General features: G+C 46.5%; 20 protein-coding genes and 1 other annotated feature. Of the genes, 16 read left to right on the forward strand and 4 right to left on the reverse strand.

The genetic code is table 11. The annotated features are described in order from the left end of the window. Nucleotides 1-387: 387 nt before the first annotated feature. The 12 genes from CLOSA_RS08485 (at nucleotide 388) to leuS (ending at nucleotide 14,123) form a co-directional block, all read left to right on the forward strand. Complete coding sequence (locus CLOSA_RS08485; RefSeq protein WP_013272361.1) at nucleotides 388-1,884, forward strand: YjjI family glycine radical enzyme; 1,497 nt, start codon at nucleotides 388-390, stop codon at nucleotides 1,882-1,884. Next, nucleotides 1,881-2,750, forward strand: coding sequence for a YjjW family glycine radical enzyme activase (locus CLOSA_RS08490; RefSeq protein WP_013272362.1), 870 nt, complete (start codon nucleotides 1,881-1,883; stop codon nucleotides 2,748-2,750). The genes CLOSA_RS08485 and CLOSA_RS08490 overlap by 4 nt, the downstream gene beginning before the upstream one ends. Nucleotides 2,751-2,774: 24 nt before the next feature. Continuing rightward, nucleotides 2,775-3,833 carry a BMP family ABC transporter substrate-binding protein gene (locus tag CLOSA_RS08495; protein WP_013272363.1) on the forward strand — a complete coding sequence of 353 codons (1,059 nt, stop codon included), beginning with the start codon at nucleotides 2,775-2,777 and terminating at the stop codon, nucleotides 3,831-3,833. Nucleotides 3,834-3,900: 67 nt separating this feature from the next. After that, nucleotides 3,901-5,436, forward strand: coding sequence for an ABC transporter ATP-binding protein (locus CLOSA_RS08500; protein WP_081443086.1), 1,536 nt, complete (start codon nucleotides 3,901-3,903; stop codon nucleotides 5,434-5,436). Further along, entirely contained in the window at nucleotides 5,429-6,553 is a 1,125-nt protein-coding gene (locus tag CLOSA_RS08505; protein WP_013272365.1) for an ABC transporter permease, read from the forward strand. Before CLOSA_RS08500 ends, CLOSA_RS08505 begins: the two co-directional genes overlap by 8 nt. After that, complete coding sequence (locus CLOSA_RS08510) at nucleotides 6,546-7,463, forward strand: ABC transporter permease (protein WP_013272366.1); 918 nt, start codon at nucleotides 6,546-6,548, stop codon at nucleotides 7,461-7,463. The genes CLOSA_RS08505 and CLOSA_RS08510 overlap by 8 nt, the downstream gene beginning before the upstream one ends. A gap of 81 nt (nucleotides 7,464-7,544) precedes the next feature. Beyond that, entirely contained in the window at nucleotides 7,545-8,264 is a 720-nt protein-coding gene (locus CLOSA_RS08515) for a Crp/Fnr family transcriptional regulator (protein WP_013272367.1), read from the forward strand. 17 nt (nucleotides 8,265-8,281) lie between these two features. Then, a complete protein-coding gene (gene udp, locus CLOSA_RS08520) occupies nucleotides 8,282-9,058 on the forward strand; it encodes a uridine phosphorylase (protein ID WP_013272368.1) in 777 nt (258 codons plus the stop codon). Between the two features lie 16 nt (nucleotides 9,059-9,074). Beyond that, nucleotides 9,075-9,782, forward strand: coding sequence for a purine-nucleoside phosphorylase (gene deoD, locus CLOSA_RS08525; protein WP_013272369.1), 708 nt, complete (start codon nucleotides 9,075-9,077; stop codon nucleotides 9,780-9,782). Nucleotides 9,783-9,839: 57 nt separating this feature from the next. Further along, nucleotides 9,840-10,307: a cytidine deaminase gene (locus CLOSA_RS08530; RefSeq protein WP_013272370.1), complete on the forward strand. Its 468-nt coding sequence runs from the start codon at nucleotides 9,840-9,842 to the stop codon at nucleotides 10,305-10,307. 66 nt (nucleotides 10,308-10,373) lie between these two features. Continuing rightward, a complete protein-coding gene (locus CLOSA_RS08535; RefSeq protein WP_013272371.1) occupies nucleotides 10,374-11,285 on the forward strand; it encodes a CPBP family intramembrane glutamic endopeptidase in 912 nt (303 codons plus the stop codon). A gap of 63 nt (nucleotides 11,286-11,348) precedes the next feature. Beyond that, nucleotides 11,349-11,597, forward strand: a binding site (T-box leader). Between the two features lie 111 nt (nucleotides 11,598-11,708). After that, nucleotides 11,709-14,123 carry a leucine--tRNA ligase gene (gene leuS / locus CLOSA_RS08540; protein ID WP_013272372.1) on the forward strand — a complete coding sequence of 805 codons (2,415 nt, stop codon included), beginning with the start codon at nucleotides 11,709-11,711 and terminating at the stop codon, nucleotides 14,121-14,123. 63 nt (nucleotides 14,124-14,186) lie between these two features. Here leuS and CLOSA_RS08545 read toward each other — a convergent pair whose 3' ends face one another. Beyond that, nucleotides 14,187-14,474 carry a hypothetical protein gene (locus CLOSA_RS08545; protein ID WP_013272373.1) on the reverse strand — a complete coding sequence of 96 codons (288 nt, stop codon included), beginning with the start codon at nucleotides 14,472-14,474 and terminating at the stop codon, nucleotides 14,187-14,189. A gap of 58 nt (nucleotides 14,475-14,532) precedes the next feature. Continuing rightward, on the reverse strand, nucleotides 14,533-15,102 hold the full coding sequence (locus CLOSA_RS08550; protein WP_013272374.1) for a hypothetical protein: 570 nt from the start codon (nucleotides 15,100-15,102) through the stop codon (nucleotides 14,533-14,535). A 77-nt stretch (nucleotides 15,103-15,179) separates the two neighbouring features. On the opposite strand from CLOSA_RS08550, the gene CLOSA_RS22880 reads away from it, so the two are divergent. After that, complete coding sequence (locus CLOSA_RS22880; RefSeq protein ID WP_013272375.1) at nucleotides 15,180-15,335, forward strand: hypothetical protein; 156 nt, start codon at nucleotides 15,180-15,182, stop codon at nucleotides 15,333-15,335. Between the two features lie 47 nt (nucleotides 15,336-15,382). Here CLOSA_RS22880 and CLOSA_RS23565 read toward each other — a convergent pair whose 3' ends face one another. Then, on the reverse strand, nucleotides 15,383-15,640 hold the full coding sequence (locus tag CLOSA_RS23565) for a hypothetical protein (RefSeq protein WP_041708578.1): 258 nt from the start codon (nucleotides 15,638-15,640) through the stop codon (nucleotides 15,383-15,385). Nucleotides 15,641-15,793: 153 nt separating this feature from the next. On the opposite strand from CLOSA_RS23565, the gene CLOSA_RS08560 reads away from it, so the two are divergent. The 3 genes from CLOSA_RS08560 (at nucleotide 15,794) to tnpA (ending at nucleotide 18,798) form a co-directional block, all read left to right on the forward strand. Next, the gene (locus tag CLOSA_RS08560; protein ID WP_013272377.1) at nucleotides 15,794-16,948 is read left to right on the forward strand and encodes an alanyl-tRNA editing protein; all 1,155 of its coding nucleotides are present in this window, start codon (nucleotides 15,794-15,796) and stop codon (nucleotides 16,946-16,948) included. A gap of 12 nt (nucleotides 16,949-16,960) precedes the next feature. Continuing rightward, nucleotides 16,961-18,100, forward strand: coding sequence for an AI-2E family transporter (locus tag CLOSA_RS08565; RefSeq protein WP_013272378.1), 1,140 nt, complete (start codon nucleotides 16,961-16,963; stop codon nucleotides 18,098-18,100). 242 nt (nucleotides 18,101-18,342) lie between these two features. Then, a complete protein-coding gene (gene tnpA / locus CLOSA_RS08570) occupies nucleotides 18,343-18,798 on the forward strand; it encodes an IS200/IS605 family transposase (RefSeq protein ID WP_013271927.1) in 456 nt (151 codons plus the stop codon). A gap of 96 nt (nucleotides 18,799-18,894) precedes the next feature. Here tnpA and CLOSA_RS08575 read toward each other — a convergent pair whose 3' ends face one another. Next, a complete protein-coding gene (locus CLOSA_RS08575) occupies nucleotides 18,895-19,182 on the reverse strand; it encodes a hypothetical protein (protein ID WP_013272379.1) in 288 nt (95 codons plus the stop codon). Nucleotides 19,183-19,270 lie beyond the last annotated feature (88 nt).

Consider the following 19,270-nt stretch of genomic DNA (forward strand, 5'->3'; position numbering starts at 1 on the left):
TGGAAAGATTCGGGTGCAGGCATATTGATAATGTCTCTCCCGGGTCTTTTTTTGATGGCATCCTGCCGTTGCCGCTAAAATCATGGATGAATTTCAATAAAAAAGGAAAGAACAATCAGTGCCATGCAAAAACCAAAGGGATTGTAAACAGGCCTCCGTAAATTTTTGTCTGAGATCTGCAATGATTATGGAAGGAGTTATAAAATATTACCAAAAAGGCACCGGTAGAAATGTAACTATTGCACAAATCGAATAATAATTACGCCAATAAGGACATGAGTCCTTTTGATAATGAAAAATTATTGCTACAATGTGGATATTTCAAGAGCATAAGAGATATAAGTCCTTTTACCATGGGCAGGGCTTGAAATGAAAGAGGTAGAATGCATGAATAAAATATTAAACATTGTAACATCAAAAGGGCTGACTTATGAGCAGAAGGTGGTAGCTCTGGCGCATGCAGCGGAAAATAGTTTAGAGGTTCTTTCCATACCGGAGAAGACACGCCGCTACATGGATATAGGAGCGATCTGTGATTTGGATGAGGGACACGCCCCTTATCGTCCGAGATACGTCATGCCGGATTATGAAAAAGCGGTAAAAACCGGCTGTGAATTTTTACAGCTGGAAGCGCCAAAAGATCTTGATGAAGTGCTGCAGTTTTTGACGATTCTGTACCGTCATGTCCCATCCATTACCAGCTATCCTGTTTATCTGGGCAACATTGATAAGCTCATTGAGCCGTTTCTTGATGGGGTGACAGATGAGGAGGCGGAAAAGAAGCTTAAGCTGTTTCTTGTTTATCTGGACCGGACCATAACCGACGGCTTCTGCCATGCCAATCTGGGTCCGGAGGAGACAAGGGCAGGAACATTGATTTTAAAGCTTGAAAAGGAGCTTCAGAATGCGGTTCCCAATTTAACGCTGAAGTATGACAGGGATATTACACCGGACTCCTATGCAGAGCTTGCCCTTTACACCTCTTTGTACTGTGCCAATCCGGCTGTCTGTAACCACAGGATGCACAAGGATACCTATGGAGATTACGGCATATCCAGCTGCTATAATATCCTTCCAGTGGGCGGCGGTTCCTACACGCTGGTAAGGATTGTACTTCCAAAGCTGGCATCGGAAGCTGAGAATAAGGAACAGTTTTTATCAAAGCTTTTACCTGACTGCCTTGATTCCATGGGAAATTATATGAATGAAAGAATTCGTTTTCTGGTGGAAGAATCCAACTTCTTTGAAACATCGTTTCTTGCCAGGGAGGGCTTTATTTCCAGAGATAAATTCCTTGCCATGTTCGGAGTCGTAGGGTTGGCGGAATGCACAAATATGCTGATGGAAGATGGGGAAAAGACCTATGGCCGCAGGGAAGAAGCCGATGATTTGGCAGAGCAGATCATGGAGGTTATTGCAGATTATGCAAAAACGGCCAAGGCACTTTATTCGGAGGTTTTTGACTTTCATTTCGCACTTCATGCCCAGGTGGGAATTGATTCGGACCACGGAATAACCTCAGGAGTACGGATTCCTGTAGGAATGGAACCGGATTGCATGTATGACCACCTTCGCCACAGCGCCAGGTTCCACAAGTTTTTTCCCACGGGCTGCGCGGATATCTTTTCCTTTGATCCCACGGCAAGAAATAATCCGGCTGCCATGCTGGATATCGTAAAAGGAGCATTTTCTCTGGGGGACAAATACATAAGCTTTTACGCTTCCGACAGTGATCTGGTCCGGATTACAGGTTATCTGGTGAAACGGAGTGAGATGGAAAAATATTATGAGGGGGAAGCAGTCCTTCAGAATACGGTACATCTGGGTGGAGATAATTACCGCAATGCTCATCTGGAAAACCGGAAAGTCAGGGCGCTGACGTGAGAGCCCCGGTTAACAAAATGATTCCCTTAAGTGTTGTGGATGGACCAGGCTGCCGGACAGCAGTGTTTGTTCAGGGCTGCAATATCGCCTGCGCTTACTGCCATAACCCGGAAACGCAGAGGCTGTGCAGCGGCTGCGGCCTTTGCATCGGTCAGTGTCCTTCGTCCGCATTGTCTCTTTCTGGTAAATCTGTACTATGGAATGAGGCAGTCTGTATCCAGTGCGATCATTGCATCCGGATCTGTCCCCATCATTCGTCGCCAAAGGTCCGGTGGCTGGAGGCGTCGGAGGTCTGGGCACAGATAGAAAAAAACATGCCGTTTATCCAGGGAATCACGGTATCCGGCGGAGAATGCAGCCTGTATCCTGAGTTCCTCACAGAATTATTTACGCTTGCAGGAAAAGCCGGGCTTTCCTGTTTTCTGGACAGCAACGGCTGCGTGGATTTTTCCGTATTTCCCGGACTCATGGCTGTGACGGACAACGTGATGCTGGATGTAAAAGCGTGGGATTTCCAAGTGTTTCATCGGCTGACCGGAGGTGATAACAGTGATGTTAAGAAAAATCTGAAATATCTGGCACAGATGGGAAAATTGTATGAGGTGAGGCTTGTCTGTCTGGATGAGGAAACTGCTCCCGGCACCGGTCCGTCAGAAAGAAGAGAAGTGGATATGGAGGAGGTCATTGCCGGAGTGGCAGATGAGGTCAGACCTTATCTGGAAAAATTCAGGCTGAAGCTTATTGCATTCCGAAATTTTGGAGTAAGAGGAAGACTGGAAACAAGAAAAAGTCCGCCGCCGGAACAAATGGAGAGGCTGAAGGAGCTGGCTGTTACGTGCGGATTTAAAAATATACAAATTGTATAAATAAAAAGTGGAGGAATTATATTTATGAAAGCAAAAAAAGGGATTGTGTTTGGTTTAGCAGCTGTAATGGCATTGTCACTTACGGCGTGTGGTAGCGGAAAAACAGAAGTTGCAAATACCCAGGAGGAGACTTCCGGAGGAAAGAGCAGCTTTTCTGTGGCAATGATTACGGATACAGGCGGAATCAATGACCAGTCCTTTAACCAGTCTGCATGGGAAGGTTTAACTGAGTTAAAGAAAAGGACCGGTGCTGAGGTAAATTACATCGAGTCAAAACAGGCCTCAGACTTTGTAACAAATCTGGAAAGACTGGGAGACAGCGGTGCCGATTTATTATGGGGAGTCGGATACGCCTGTGCGGATGCAGTGCTGGAGGCAGCCGGAGGCAATCCGGATATCCAGTATGCAATTATCGACAATGCTTATGAGGAAACACCTTCCAACGTTACCGGCGTTATGTTCCGGGCCCAGGAACCCTCTTTTCTTGTAGGCTATGTGGCCGGACGGACGACACAGACCGGAAAAGTGGGATTTGTAGGCGGTATTTCCTCAGGTCTGATTGACCAGTTCCAGTATGGCTTTGAGGCCGGCGTGAAATATGCGGCCAAAGAGCTTGGAAAAGAGATTGATGTTTCCGTGCAGTATGCGGAGAGCTTCAGCGATGCGGCAAAAGGAAAGGCCATTGCCACAAGGATGTATTCTGATGGCTGCGATGTTATCTATCATGCCGCAGGCGGAACAGGAACCGGCGTCATTGAGGCTGCAAAGGAAGCGGATCAGTGGGTGATCGGTGTTGACCGGGACCAGGCATATCTGGCTCCGGAAAACGTACTGACATCAGCTCTTAAGTTAGTAGGTAAAGCGGTACAGGAAGTGTCTGAGCAGGCAATAAACGGGCAGAAAATCGGCGGTCAGACGCTTACCTTCGGCTTAAAGGAAGAATGTGTAGGAATCCCTGTGGAACACGGCAACATGCCGGAAGGGGTTTATGAAGATACGTTAAAGGTAGAGGACAAAATAAGAAACGGGGAACTGACACCGCCTACCACCAATGAGGAATACCAGGCATTTATCGCGAAATAGGAGAGAAAAATTGCACCGCAGGGCCATAAAGACCTGCGGTGTAAAAACGAAAGGAGAACGTATTGAGATGTCCACGGGAAACAGCGATTATGCGGTCCAGATGCACGGAATCACAAAACGGTTCGGGGCATTTTACGCTTTGAAGGATATGAGTCTGGATGTTAAGAAGGGCAGCATTCATTCTCTTTTGGGTGAAAACGGTGCGGGAAAATCGACACTGATGAATGTACTGTATGGATTGTATCAGGCCGATGAAGGAGAAATTTTTATCAATGGAAAAAAAGTGGAGATAAAAAACCCTAATACGGCCATAGCAAACGGCATTGGTATGGTTCATCAGCATTTTATGCTGGTGGAGGATTTCACAGTCACGCAGAATATTATTTTGGGTAATGAGACTACCTCCCGCGCAGGTGTTATAGATATGAAAAAAGCCAGAAAAAAGATTCTGGAAATTGTGGAAAAATATGGTCTGGAGGTGGACCCCGATGCCAGGATCTCTGATATTTCTGTGGGAATGCAGCAGAGGGTGGAGATATTAAAAGCATTGTACCGGGGAGCGGAATTATTGATCCTTGATGAGCCAACCGCAGTATTGACTCCACAGGAAATAGAAGATCTCTTATCCATCATGCGCAATCTTGTAAAGGATGGGAAAGCCATCATCATCATTACTCATAAGTTAAAGGAAATCAAAGCATCCTCTGATACCTGTACGGTCATCCGCCGGGGCGAATACATTGATACGGTTTCCGTAGAAAAGGTTTCAGGCCAGGAACTGGCGACCCTCATGGTAGGCCATGAAGTGAAGCTGGTGGTAGATAAGACACCGGCAAAGCCGGGAGAAACGGTATTGGAAATCAAAGGCCTTGTTGTGAAAAATGAGAAGAAGCTGGACGCAGTTAAGGGTCTGGATTTAACGGTCCGCAAGGGTGAAATCGTGGGGATCGCCGGAATTGACGGCAATGGACAAAAGGAACTGGTGGAAGCCATCAACAGTCTGGTGCCGGCGGAAAAGGGCAGCATTATTGTCTGCGGAAAAAATATTACCAATACAGATCCAAGAACGGTGATAGACAGCGGGGTCAGCATCATTCCTGAGGACAGGCAGAAGAGAGGCCTTGTACTGGACTTTACTGTGAATGAGAACGCCATACTGGAACGGTGCCGCAAAGAGCCGTTTTCCAGAAAAGGAATCTTAAACAGAAAGAGCATGGAAGAGTTTACGAAAGCCATCATTGAGGAATATGACGTACGTCCGGAGGACTGCGGCTCCAGAAGGGTGGGGGAGCTTTCAGGAGGAAACCAGCAAAAGGTCATCATCGGGCGGGAAGTATCCATGAATCCGGAGATACTGATTGCCGTGCAGCCAACGAGAGGACTTGATGTGGGAGCGATCGAAACGGTTCATAAGACTTTGATCAACGAAAGAGATAAAGGAAAAGCGGTGCTTTTGATTTCTTTTGAACTGGATGAGGTAATGAATGTTTCCGATACCATTGCGGTGATTTACGACGGGAAGATTCAGGACACGTTTCATCAGGGAACCGTAGATGAAAATACAATCGGTCTGTTAATGGCAGGAGGAAAGAATCATGGATAAAACGGTTAAGCTTATAAAAAAGCCATTGACAATGACTTTGATCGCTGTTTTCTTTGGTTTCATTGTGGCGGGAATCATACTCGCAGCGGCAGGATATCCGCCGGTCCATTCACTGACCGTCTTATTTGACGGAGTCTTTTCCAGTCCGAAACACATTTCCAATGTAATGATTAAAAGCACGCCTTTGATTCTTACGGGGATCGGAGTTGCATTTGCGTTTAAGACCGGACTATTCAACATCGGAGCCGAAGGCCAGTTTATTATGGGCTGTGTGGCTTCTACTGTGGTTGGCATTCTTTTCGATTTTCCGCCGGTGATCCAGATTCCCCTGGTCCTTTTCGCTGGCGTGGCTGCAGGAGCAGTCTATGGAGGAATCGCCGGTTTCTTAAAGGCGAAATTCGGCATTCACGAAGTTCTTACCAGCATAATGTTAAACTGGATCGCTCTTTATTTCTCCAATTATATATGCACGTTAAAACGGTTTCATAAGCCGGATACCATCGGAACTTACCCGATCAACCGTTCCGGCTATACCATGATTTTGGGAAACTACAAGATAACGGAGGCGGGAAAGACAGCACTTGCACAAAATGAATTTTTGCGCCAAACGGTTCTGAAAACTGATGTAAACGTGGGGATTTTTATTGCAGTCATTCTGGCCGTTTTTATCTGGTTTCTTCTCTATAAAACGGCAAAAGGATTTGAACTGAGAGCAGTGGGCTTTAACAAGAGTGCGGCAGAATTTTCGGGAATTTATGTCAATAAAAACATCCTTCACTCCATGCTCATTTCCGGAGCTATCTGCGGATTGGCGGCAGCTCTTTATATTACAGGAAATTCTCCTCACGGGATCGCGACTTTGGCAGCCTTTGAAAATACAGGCTTTAACGGATTGTCGGTCTGTCTGATCGCAGCCAGCTCTCCCGTGGGATGTATTTTTGCAGGACTGCTGTTCGGCGGTCTGATTTATGGAGGTCAGTCCCTGCAGTATGAAGTGGGAGCTCCTTCAGAAATTATCAATATCGTCATTGGTGTTATTGTATTTTTTGTTGCGCTTACCCGCATAATCCCGCCGCTGGTGGACCGTTTTTCGAAGGGAGGAAAAAAACATGCTTAACAGTCTGATGCTGTTTGCAGGTATTACACTTATGTATTCCACGCCTTTGGTATTTGCTGCGCTGGGAGGAGTAGTGTCGGAGCGGTCCGGCGTTACCAATATTGGAATTGAAGGAATGATGACCATTGGAGCGGTTACAGGAGCCACAGTTGGCTATTATTCAGGAAGTGCCTGGGCAGGATTTTTTGCGGCCGGTCTGGCAGGAGGTATCATTGCCCTTCTTCATGCCGTTGCATGCATTACATGTAAGGCGGACCAGACGATTTCCGGCATTGCCATTAATTTAATCGGACCCGGTGTTGCTCTGTTTGCCTGCCGGCTTCTTTTTGACGGCGCAACCATGTCATTGCCTGTACCCAATAAGATTCCGAAGCTGTTTGGAAATTTAATCACAGGGCCGGTTCAGAATTTAAATGTGGATGTTACCGTTGTCATTGCTCTTATATTAGCGGTTTTCCTGTGGTTTTTACTTTATAAAACAAAATGGGGCCTTCATATCCGGGCCGTGGGAGAGCATCCGGCAGCAGCAGATACCATGGGGCTTCATGTATATAAAATCAGGTATGTATGCGTTTTGGTATCCGGAGTTTTGGCCGGTCTTGGAGGAGCGTCCATGACCCTTGCCATTATCCCTCAGTTTACCCCCACAGCCATCAGCGGACAGGGATTTATCGCATTGGCGGCAGTGATTTTTGGAAAGTGGACACCCCACGGGGCGTATGGTGCCTGTCTGTTATTTGGAGCAGCCCAGGCCCTGACCGTTACCCTGGGAGGAGGAAGATTTGCGGTTCCTTCATCTGTTCTGGCCATGCTGCCATATCTCATTACCATTGTTATCCTGATTCTGTTTGTGGGAAAATCCTCTGCGCCAAAAGCCAGCGGGCAGCCATACGAAAAGGATGCCAGATAAGAAAGGATTCCCGGTGTATCAATTACGTAAAATAAAAAATAATAGGAAGATGAAAAAGAAGGAATCGGAAGGAGGAAGAACGTGAACGATGCGATGTCTTTAATCAATGAGCTTCGCAGTGAGTCCCGGGATTATTTAAATAATTATCTGGCCAATGCACCGAAATGGCTCCTGGAGGCGTTTAAAATCGTAAAATTAAAAAAAGGCACCACCTTTATTCATGAAAATGAAACCGTGGATACCATTTACATTCTGGTGGAGGGCATCGTAAAGGCAACAGATTACCGGGTTCAGGAGATTACCTACGATTATACAAGGTTTTATCCGGTGGAGGTGTTCGGGGCCATGGAATTTCTCATGGGATTTGATAAGTACCGGACCACTTTGATGACCGAGACGGAATGCCGGTTTCTATGTGTGTCCAAGGACCAGTTCAGCCGCTGGATGCTGTCTGATATTCATGCGGTTTTAGAACAGGTGAAGGCGATGGGGATCTATCTACTGGAGCAGGTAAGGAAGGAACGGTTGTTTTTATTTTTACAGGGCAGTGACAGGCTGTTTCTGCTCTTCCTGCAGATTTACCGCAAATCTTCCCGCCGGGGAATCTGCCGCATACAGCTGACAAGAAAAGATTTGTCCAACAGCACAGGGCTTTGCGTAAAGACCGTGAACCGGTGCATCGGACATATGGAGGAGGAGGGGTATATCTCCCGGGAGGGAAGGACGATTCTCATTGACGAGGAACAATACCAGCGGATCAAGTCAGTCGTAGCAGAAAAAATTGATGAGAATGAAATTTAGGGGAAGGTGGATTGGAAATGACAAATTATTCTGAAACAGAAGGAAAACAGTATCACCTCCAGGTGGGAAACGGAGATGTGGGGAAGTATGTTATCCTGCCCGGAGATCCCAAACGGTGTGCTCTGATTGCAAGATATTTTGACAATCCCAGGCTGATAGCAGACAGCAGGGAGTTCGTAACCTATACCGGTACCTTAGACGGTGAACTGGTCAGTGTGACTTCCACGGGAATCGGGGGACCGTCGGCTGCAATTGCCATGGAAGAACTGGTGATGTCCGGTGCGGACACCTTTGTCCGTGTCGGTACCTGCGGCGGAATGGATACAGAGGTAAAAAGCGGAGAACTGGTAATTGCAAACGGTGCCATCCGCATGGAGGGAACCAGCCGGGAGTACGCTCCAATCGAGTTTCCGGCGGTCGCGGATTTTCAGGTGACAAGTGCTTTGGTATCGGCGGCAAAATCGCTGGAAAAACCCCATCATGTGGGGGTTGTCCAGTGTAAGGATTCATTTTATGGGCAGCATTCACCGGAGACAAAACCAGTATCCTATGAACTCTTAAATAAATGGAAGGCCTGGGTGGAACTTGGCTGCAAGGCTTCGGAGATGGAGTCGGCGGCACTCTTTGTTGTTGCCAGTGCCCTAAAGGTGCGGGCAGGTTCCGTATTCCTGGTGATAGCCAATCAGGAACGGGCCAGACTCGGCCTTGATAATCCCGTTATCCATGATACGGATGGAGCCATCCGCACGGCTATAGAGGCGATACGCCTGATGATCCGTATGGATAAAAAATAAAAAAGGAGGCCATCAAATGGAGATGACACCAACCGCCCACAATGGGGCAAATAAAGGAGAAATAGCAAAAACAGTATTAATGCCTGGAGATCCGTTACGGGCAAAGTATATTGCGGAGACGTATCTGGAAAATCCGGTTAAAGTAACCTCGGTCCGTAACATGCTTGGATTTACAGGGACTTATAAGGGAAAAGAACTTTCTGTCATGGGAGGAGGAATGGGGATGCCGTCCATGGGCATCTATTCCTATGAGCTGTATCACTTTTATGATGTGGACCAGATTATCCGCATTGGTTCCGCCGGTGCGTTGCAGGACCATGTGAAGCTTATGGATGTGGTTATTGCTATGGGAGCCTGTACGGATTCCAATTACGCTTATCAGTATGGCCTTCCTGGTACATTTGCTCCCACTGCTGATTATGAGCTTCTGGTGAAAGCGGTAAAAGCAGCGGAAAAGCAGGGAACAAAAGTGGTTGTGGGCAATGTCCTTTCCAGTGATATTTTCTATCATCACGATTCCGGGGTCAATGACAAATGGCGCAGCATGGGGGTTCTTGCTGTGGAAATGGAAACAGCAGCCCTTTACATGAATGCAGCGGCGGCGGGAAAAAAAGCTCTTTGTTTGCTTACGATTTCTGATTTGATTTATGGGGAAGAAAAGCTAAGTGCCTTGGAGCGGCAGCTGGGATTTGGAAAAATGATGGAAATTGCCCTGGAATTGTAGATCTCAGAGAATGCTGGACAGGGTTTACAGGAGAAGGCAGCAGAAAGGAATCAGGATATGAAAGAAAAATCTGAGGAACATGTAAAAACGGGTGAAGAGGAAGCCGGGGCTGAGCTTCCTGTTAAAGAAATGATCCGTCAGGCGTATGAGGCTATGGCCAGGGCTTATACACCATATTCCGGGTTTAAAGTCGGGGCGGCGCTTTTGGCAGCCGACGGTACTTTCTATCAGGGGTGCAATATTGAAAATGCAGCCTATACTCCCAGTAATTGCGCAGAACGTACGGCATTTTTTAAGGCGGTCAGCCAGGGAGTGAGAGAATTCAAAGCTATTTGCATCGTTGGGGGAAAAGAGGGGATTCCCATGGGAATTACCCCCCCCTGCGGTGTCTGCCGCCAGGTGATGATGGAATTTTGTGATCCGGAGACATTCCGGATCATATTGGCGGCGGGAAAGGAAGAATATAAAATGTTTTCTTTAAAAGAACTGCTTCCTCTGGGGTTTGGACCGGAGGATCTTGGCTAAGAGACAAATTGCGCTTTTTTCTGATCTGTGATAAACTGATACCAACTGGCAGGAGGTATGAGAATAGTGGAAGACAGAAGAAATGCAAGGAAGGCGTTTTCAAGAGTGGGATTTGGATATGGAGCATTCCTTCTTGTAACGATTGTAATACAGCTTGAGGTAGGAGTCATTGCTCTTTTACTGTCCCGGATTGGAATGGAAATAACCTTTGGGAACTGGTACATGGTATTTGTTTCCCTGGCGAATTACCTTGCAGGAGGCGTAATTGCCTGTCTGATTGTAAAGGATATGCCGGTTTTATTCAGACCAAAAGCAAGAAAAGCAGGAGCAGGAATGCTGGTTTCCGGATTCCTGGTCTGTATGAGCGCCCTGTTTTTTGGAAATCTTATGGGGCAGGGCTTAATGAGCCTTGTCTGTACTCTGTTGGGAAAGCCTATGGTTAATCCGGTAGAGGAAGTAATGAAGGGATTAAGTACCTGGTCGATTTTTGTTACCATGGTGGTAATGGCCCCTGTCTGTGAAGAAATTCTGTTTCGTAAGGTCCTGATCGACAGGATCCGACTTTATGGGGATAAAGCGGCGATCCTGGCATCCAGCGTTGTCTTTGGATTAAGCCATGGAAATTTCTACCAGTTCTTTTATGCCTTTTTGATTGGTCTGGTGTTGGCCTATATTTATATTCAGACGGGAAAGCTCCGCTATACCATAATTTTTCACATGATCATAAATTTTCTCGGCTCCATCGCAGCCCTCCATATTGAAGACCATCCGCTGCTTACCACAGGCTATTCAATTTTAATGCTTGGAGCGGTGATTGCCGGAACCATTTTGTTTTTTATCAATCATAAAAAGCTGTTGTTTTACCAGGGGTTTATGGAAAACTGGGGCAAAGGAGCATGGAAAGTTCTTTTTTTCAACCTTGGGATGACCTTGTTTTTTCTTCTTTCAGCCGTGACCTTTGTGGTTTCTTTGGTTTAATGCCAGGGATTTCTTTAATTACGGTTGACACGATTCGTCAATTATGTTACATTTGTAGTTAGCAAAAATACTGTGATTAGGAGTAGTAAGCTGTCTGAAACATGCAGAGAGCCGGCGAGTGGTGAAAGCCGGTTGGGGATGTCAGCTGAACTGGCCTTTGAGTAGCGTGCTGAAGGAAGCTCTGTTTCTGAGTAGGCATTGCCGGTGTCCCGACCGTTACAGCGGGGGGATATGTTTTTCTATATCCAGTGAGAGCATACGAAACTTGTATGAAATAGAGTGGTACCACGCGGTAGATTCTGCGTCTCTATGGCCGTATAAACGGTTAGAGGCGCATTTTTTTATGTTCTCTTACGGGTATCTCTCAAACTGCGGGCATTTGATACAGGGAAAAACCCTGTTGTAAAAGGAGGAAAATTTGTTATGGCAGCATCATACAACCACAGCGCCATTGAGAAAAAATGGCGGGAAAACTGGGCAAAGAGCCCCATCAATGTTGATGATGGAAAGAAAAAGAAATATTACTGTCTGGATATGTTCCCATATCCCTCAGGAAGCGGCCTTCATGTGGGCCATTGGAGAGGCTATGTAATATCCGATGTTTGGAGCCGGTATCAGATTTTAAAGGGACATTATGTGATCCACCCCATGGGCTGGGATGCTTTTGGCCTGCCGGCAGAGAACTACGCCATCAAAATGGGAGTCCATCCGGCAAAATCCACGGCTGAGAACGTAAGTAATATCAAACGCCAGATCAATGAGATCGCAGCCGTTTATGACTGGGATATGGAGGTCAACACCACGGATCCGGAATTTTATAAATGGACCCAATGGATTTTTGTCCAGATGTTTAAAAAGGGCCTGGCCTATGAAAAGGAATTCCCCATCAACTGGTGTCCATCCTGTAAAACGGGACTTGCAAATGAAGAAGTGGTCAACGGCTGCTGCGAACGGTGCGGAACCGGAGTTACAAAGAAGAATTTAAGACAGTGGATGTTAAAAATCACCGCTTATGCAGACCGTCTGCTGGATGACTTGGATAAGCTTGACTGGCCGGAAAAGGTCAAAAAGATGCAGACGGAATGGATTGGAAAATCTTATGGAGCCGAGGTTGACTTTAAGGTAGACGGAAGAGAGGAGGCCGTCACGGTTTATACCACCAGACCGGATACCTTATACGGAGCCACCTTTATGGTGCTTGCGCCGGAGCACGCTCTTGCCTCAGGCCTTGCCACTCCGGAAAATAAAGAGGCAGTTGAGAAGTATATCTACGATGCTTCCATGAAGTCAAATGTGGACCGTCTTCAGGATAAGGAAAAGACCGGCGTATTTACCGGTAGCTATGCGGTTAACCCTTTAAGCGGTGCCAAGGTACCCATCTGGCTTTCCGATTACGTCCTTGCCGACTACGGTACCGGTGCCATCATGTGCGTGCCGGCTCATGATGACAGGGACTTTGAGTTTGCGAAGAAGTTCAACATTCCCATTATTCAGGTTATTGCAAAGGACGGCAGGGAAATTGAAAATATGACCGAGGCATATACCGAGGCAAGCGGAACCATGATCAATTCCGGTGAGTGGAATGGAATGGAGTCCTCTGTCCTTAAAAAAGATGCTCCGGCAATGATTGAGGAACGTGGTCTTGGAAAGAAGACCGTAAACTTTAAGCTTCGTGACTGGGTATTTTCCAGGCAGCGTTACTGGGGAGAGCCTATTCCCATTATCCATTGCCCCCACTGCGGCAATGTGCCGGTACCGGAAGACCAGCTTCCCCTTACCCTTCCTGAAGTGGAAAGCTACCAGCCTACCGGCACGGGAGAATCACCTCTGGCGGACATTGACGAATGGGTGAACACCACCTGCCCGGTGTGCGGCGCTCCGGCAAAAAGAGAGACGAACACCATGCCCCAATGGGCTGGTTCCTCCTGGTACTTCCTGCGCTATGTAGACAGTCACAATGACCAGGAACTGGTATCCAAAGAAAAAGCGAAAAAATATCTTCCGGTGGATATGTACATCGGCGGCGTGGAGCATGCCGTGCTTCATCTTCTGTATTCCCGTTTCTATACCAAATTTTTAAACGACATCGGTGTGGTTGACTTTGACGAACCATTTACCAAGCTGTTTAACCAGGGGATGATCAACGGAAAAAATGGTATCAAAATGAGCAAGTCCAAGGGAAATGTTGTATCTCCTGATGACCTGGTTCGTGACTATGGCTGTGACGCTCTCCGTATGTATGAGCTTTTTGTAGGACCGCCGGAGCTTGATGCAGAGTGGGATGACAGGGGAATTGAAGGCGTCGGCCGTTTCCTGAACCGTTTCTGGAAACTGGTGACGGAAAGCAGTAATAAGGATGTGGAGCCCACCAGGGAAATGCTTCGTCTGCGCAGCAAGCTGATTTTTGATATTGAGCAGCGTTTCAGCCAGTTTAACTTAAATACGGTAATTTCCGGATTTATGGAATATAACAATAAATTTATTGAAATGGCTCAGAAGACCGGTGGCATTGACAAAGAGACCTTAAAGGCCTTTGTGGTTCTGGTTGCTCCTTTTGCACCTCATATTGGTGAAGAACTGTGGCAAAGGCTTGGCGGCATGACTTCTGTATTCCACGCACAGTGGCCGGTATGTGATGAAGAAGCCATGAAGGAAGACGAAATTGAAGTTGCGGTCCAGGTAAACGGAAAGACAAGGGCAGTGGTAAAGCTTCCTGTAAACGTATCTAAGGAAGAGGCTATTGAGGCAGGAAAGGCTTTGATCCCGGATAAGATAACCGGAACCATTGTTAAGGAAATCTATGTTCCTGGAAGAATTGTAAATATTGTGTGCAAGTAATTGCAGGATAAAATAAGGACATTACAGCAGATCCTAAGGGGTCCGCCCATAATGTCCTTGTTTTTATTTTGTATTACGCTTCATAAAATTTTTTGATAGCATCCGCAGGGTTTCGATTCGTTTTTTCTCGTTTTGGTCCATGTTGGTGCTCATGATGGAGATGAGAAGATCTGTTTCCTGATCGTTAAATTGAATACCTTTCCGGCTGGCTTCCGCATTTAAGCTTAATAGGGTTGGGAAAAGCTGGTCCTTTGGGGTGGTTTCCACCCGTTTTGCAAATTCAGTAAGCATGGAGAGCTTTTGCGGATTCATATTTTTTAGTCTGGGGTCTTGTTTCCAGTTAGCGTTCATGGACGTTATTCTTCCTTTCTATGGAGATATGTAAAGGGAATCAGGGGAGAAACAAGGATTAATTCATCTGCTGCATGGCGGACATCATTAACTGCATGGTTTCAAACCGGGACTGCTGCTCCGGAGGCATGAAATTTTTCAGCTGGTCAAAAGACATCCGTCCAAAGGGATTATTTTGCCGGTGGTTATTTGCCTGATTATTCTGATTATTCTGATTATTCTGATTTGTCTGCCTGCCCTGCCCTTCGGATTGAGCCTGGACCGGAATGGTGGAGCTGGGAACAGGATCAGAGAATGATCCGGCCAGCTTAAAGCCCTGGAAGAAGTTGATAATAAGATCAATGAAGTCCTGTTCTGCCGGATCGGCATAGGGCTTTATGGTGTTCAGCATTTCAATGGGGGTGTCGGACCTGTTCCTTTCTCCTGCGGAGCAGATTCCCATGGCGGCCACTTCTCCGTCTTCAAACAGATTAACGGTGCGCTGCAGCTCGTTTATTTTGACGAAGTAGGAGATAAAGCGTTGTTGGGATACATTCATATAAGGCAGGGCAGCCTTCATCATCTGAAGATGATTGTCGCCGATAAGGGAGTCCAGATCATTTGCGCGGACATTTTGTTCATTGTTCATGGCATGAGATTCCTTACTTTTCTTGTTGACAATATATGCGTCTGCATATATTAGTATTACAGGAGAGTGATTTAGATATGAAAAGCCGATTAATCATAGATGGTAATGCAGTGTATGAAATTGATGAAGAGTGTATGAAGATAAAACAGAACAGGAACTCTTTAAAAGGAGGAAGCAACCAGGACCCTTTTCCAAGGCCTGGAAAAGAAAACGGCCAGAGCCGTTATAAATGAAAACAGGGCCCGATCTGTAAAAGATCGGGCCCTGTTTTATGTTTCGCTTAGCAGCAGAAGTTATTTCCGCCACCAAAGCCGCCGCAGCAGCACAGAAGAATGATGATCCAAATCCAACTGCATCCATCATTTCCGCAACCGCCTCCGCAACCGCCGCCGCAACTGCCGCCGCAACCGCCGCTGCCGCCACCACAGAAGCACAGGATAAGGATCAGCCAAATCAGATTGAAGCCACATCCACTATTGCACCCTCCGTTGTTGCAATCGCATCCGCATCCACAGTTAGTTGCTGCCAGATCACTCATATTGGTTCCTCCAAATAATTTGTTTACACTGTAAGTGTATGAAGGCCAGCTTGCCACTGTTTCCACATTTTTCTCGAAATTTTAGATTTGATGTGATTGAACTTATCCTATTGTTGTGTATAATTAGAACAACAGAGAAATGAGGAGCAATCAATGGATCAATTATATTATAACAAGCCATATGTAAAAACATTTGAATCGGAAGTACTGGATTGCCGCCAGGGAAAGGACGGTTTTTTTCAGGTGCTTTTAGACCGGACAGCCTTTTATCCTGTAGGCGGGGGTCAGCCGGCTGATAGGGGAACTTTAGGAGAAGCTGCAGTCCTGGACGTCAGGGAAATGGCGGAAGGTATTATTCATTTCACAGATAAGCCGCTGAAACCCGGCAGCAGGGTGATTGGGACGATAGATTGGGAGAGAAGATTCTGCCTTATGCAGAATCATTCCGGAGAACATTTGCTGTCCGGAATCGTACATAAGCATTATGGCCTTGATAACGTAGGGTTTCACATGGGAAAGGATGAGGTGACTGTGGACTTTAACGGCCCCCTGACCCTGGAACAGATAGAGGCGGCAGAAGCAGAAGTCAATGATATCATCTGGCGGAATATTCCGGTTGTGGAATTTTATCCGTCAAAGGAGGAACTGTCCCGCATGGATTACCGGAGCAAAAAGGAACTGACCGGACAGGTCCGCCTGATTGAGTTTCCGGGAGGGGATGTGTGCGCATGCTGCGGAACCCACGTCATGTCTTCCGGGGAGATCGGCATTCTGAAGGTGACGGGGATGATCCATTATAAAGGCGGTGTCAGGGTATCCATGGTATGCGGACGGCTGGCCCTTCAGGATTACGGTAATAAGCAGAAGGCGGTATCCGGCATTTCTATTCTCTTATCTGCAAAGCCGGATCAGGTTCTGGAGGCAGTGGACCGGTTAAAAGAAGAAGGATTTAAAAAGGATGGAAGGATCAGCCGGCTTTCCAAGGAGCTTCTTGAACGTAAGACCAGAGACTATCCGGAGTGGGATGGGCCTCTTCTGGTTTTTGACCGTGACTTATCGCCGGTGGAGTTAAGGCAGTATTGCACCATGCTGTATGAAGGAAAGAAGGGAAGGGTGGTTCTGGCATGTTCCGGAGGGGAAGGCAGCTATCCGTATGCCCTTGGAAGCGGCTCACAGGACATGAGAGCATTGAGTAACGCATTAAATAGAAGATTAAACGGCCGCGGAGGCGGAAACGCCCTGATGGCCCAGGGAACCTTCCAGGCCGTTCCGGAAGATATCAGAAAAGCGTTTGAGGAAGAAGCATAAAAGGAGAGAATGATGGAATTCAATGACAGTACCATAAAAAAAATAAGGGGATTGATCCTATTTGCTGTAATTGTAGTAGTGGCAGGCTGGAATTACAGGAGCCTGATTGCCATGGTCATGAAAGTGATCGGATTTATATCCCCTTTTCTTGCAGGAGGCGTCATGGCCTTTATCCTGAATGTACCTATGCGCAGGATCGAAAAAATGCTGCCGGTAAAGGAAGGAAGCAGGATCCGCAGGCCATTAAGCCTATGCCTTACCCTGGTGTTTGTAATAGGAGTCCTTCTGCTTGTGATTTTTGTTGTGATGCCGCAGTTATTTGAAACGCTTATAAGTCTGCAAAACAGCATTCCGGCTTTTCTTGCAGGGGTTAAGGAGGAAGCGGAGAGACTGTTCGCCCAGAATCCTGAGATCGCAGATTCTATCAGTGGAATCCAGATCGACTGGAAGGCCTTTCTGGAAAGCGTGGTTGGATTTTTATCAACCGGAGCGGGATCGGTGCTTTCATCCACGGTTTCAGCTGCCATGTCCATTATAAATGGAGTGACCACCTTTGTCATTGCTTTGGTCTTTGCAGTTTATATCCTTCTTCAGAAGGAGACGCTCTCGCGCCAGTTTCAAAAGCTGATGAAAGCATTCCTTCCGGAAGGGGTAATGGCACGAACCCTTGAGATCTTAACCCTGGCTTCTGAAACCTTTTCCAATTTCCTGACGGGACAGTGTCTGGAAGCGGTCATCCTTGGGAGCATGTTCTTTTTTACTCTGTCGGTTTTCCGGCTTCCTTATGGGCTTCTCATCGGCGTACTGATTGCCTTTACAGCCCTTATACCTATGTTTGGAGCATTTATCGGATGTGCCATCGGAGCATTTTTGATGCTGATGGTAAAACCTCTTGATGCGGTTGTTTTTTTGATCATATTCTTTGTCCTTCAGCAGCTGGAAGGAAACTTTATTTATCCTCATGTGGTGGGAGGTTCCGTGGGGCTTCCTTCTATTTGGGTTCTGGTGGCAGTCACCATCGGAGGCAGTGCCATGGGAATTGTGGGTATGCTGATATTTATCCCTCTTAGTTCTGTGCTGTACGCCATTCTCAGGGAGACCGTAAACGGAAGGCTGGAGAGAAATAAGAGGCTGAAAAACAGAAAGGCATAGTAGCAGATTCGATGGGCTCAAAATAAGAGCATATAAAAAAAGAGGGATACGGAATCCCTCTTTTTTATTATGGGCTTTAGCCTGTTGAACATGGGTGAGTTTCTCTTTAAGAGAAATGAATCCATGTGAAATAATAAACCACCCGCTATGCGGGTGCGAGTCAGTAAGTTATACAAAAAATCACCTTTCCGATTATAATAGAGGTGTCCAAGCCACTATTAGAGAAAGGAAAGGTGATTTCAATGGCGAAGAAAGCCAATGAACTGGCACACACGAAATGGATGTGCAAATATCATATCGTCTTCACACCTAAGTATAGACGAAAAGTAATTTATAATCAATACAAGGAAGATTTGAGAGAAGTCTTGAAGCAACTATGTAATTATAAGGGGGTCCAAATCTTAGAAGGCCATATTATGCCGGATCATGTACATATGCTGGTAAGTATTCCGCCTAAAATTAGCATATCCAGTTTTATGGGTTATCTAAAAGGCAAATCCGCCCTTATGATGTTTGATCGCCACGCAAACCTAAAGTATAAATTCGGAAACCGACATTTTTGGTCGGAAGGATACTATGTAAGCACAGTAGGACTAAATGAGGACACCATCCGAAAATATATACAGGAGCAGGAAAAAGCGGATATTATGCAAGATAAACTAAGTGTAAAAGAATACGAGGACCCTTTTAAGGGTTAGTCGGTATTACAAAGGCCCCTTCAGGGGCGGCGACGAGTCAAAAGCATAGTGGCTTGAACGAAGTGAAAGCCAGCGCCTTGAGACGCTGGCCTAGTATCAAAGGGTTATACCCTTTTCACAAGCCACCCGTTTTACGGGTGGTCTTGACTCGCCCTGATACATATATTTGATGAGCCTTTCCACGTCTTCCGGGTCATGGGCAACCAGCTCCAGTTCGCTGATGATGCTGCCGTTGGAAAAAATCGTGGCCATGGAAAGGTACTGGCTCAATTTGGATTTTAAGTTGATCCGGTCGCCTTCCATGGAAACCAGCTCAACCGTCCCCTTGCACTGCTCAATTACCTTAAAGAATTTCTCTACATCTGTGATATTCTGAATTTTCATATGAATTCCTCCTTTGGAGTATCCGAGAAATAATTGTCAATTCCTACTCTTTTATTATAACAGTGTTTTTTCACTGGTACAATATGGA

Origin of the sequence: [Clostridium] saccharolyticum WM1, from assembly GCF_000144625.1 — a bacterium.
Lineage (GTDB): Bacteria > Bacillota > Clostridia > Lachnospirales > Lachnospiraceae > Lacrimispora > Lacrimispora saccharolytica.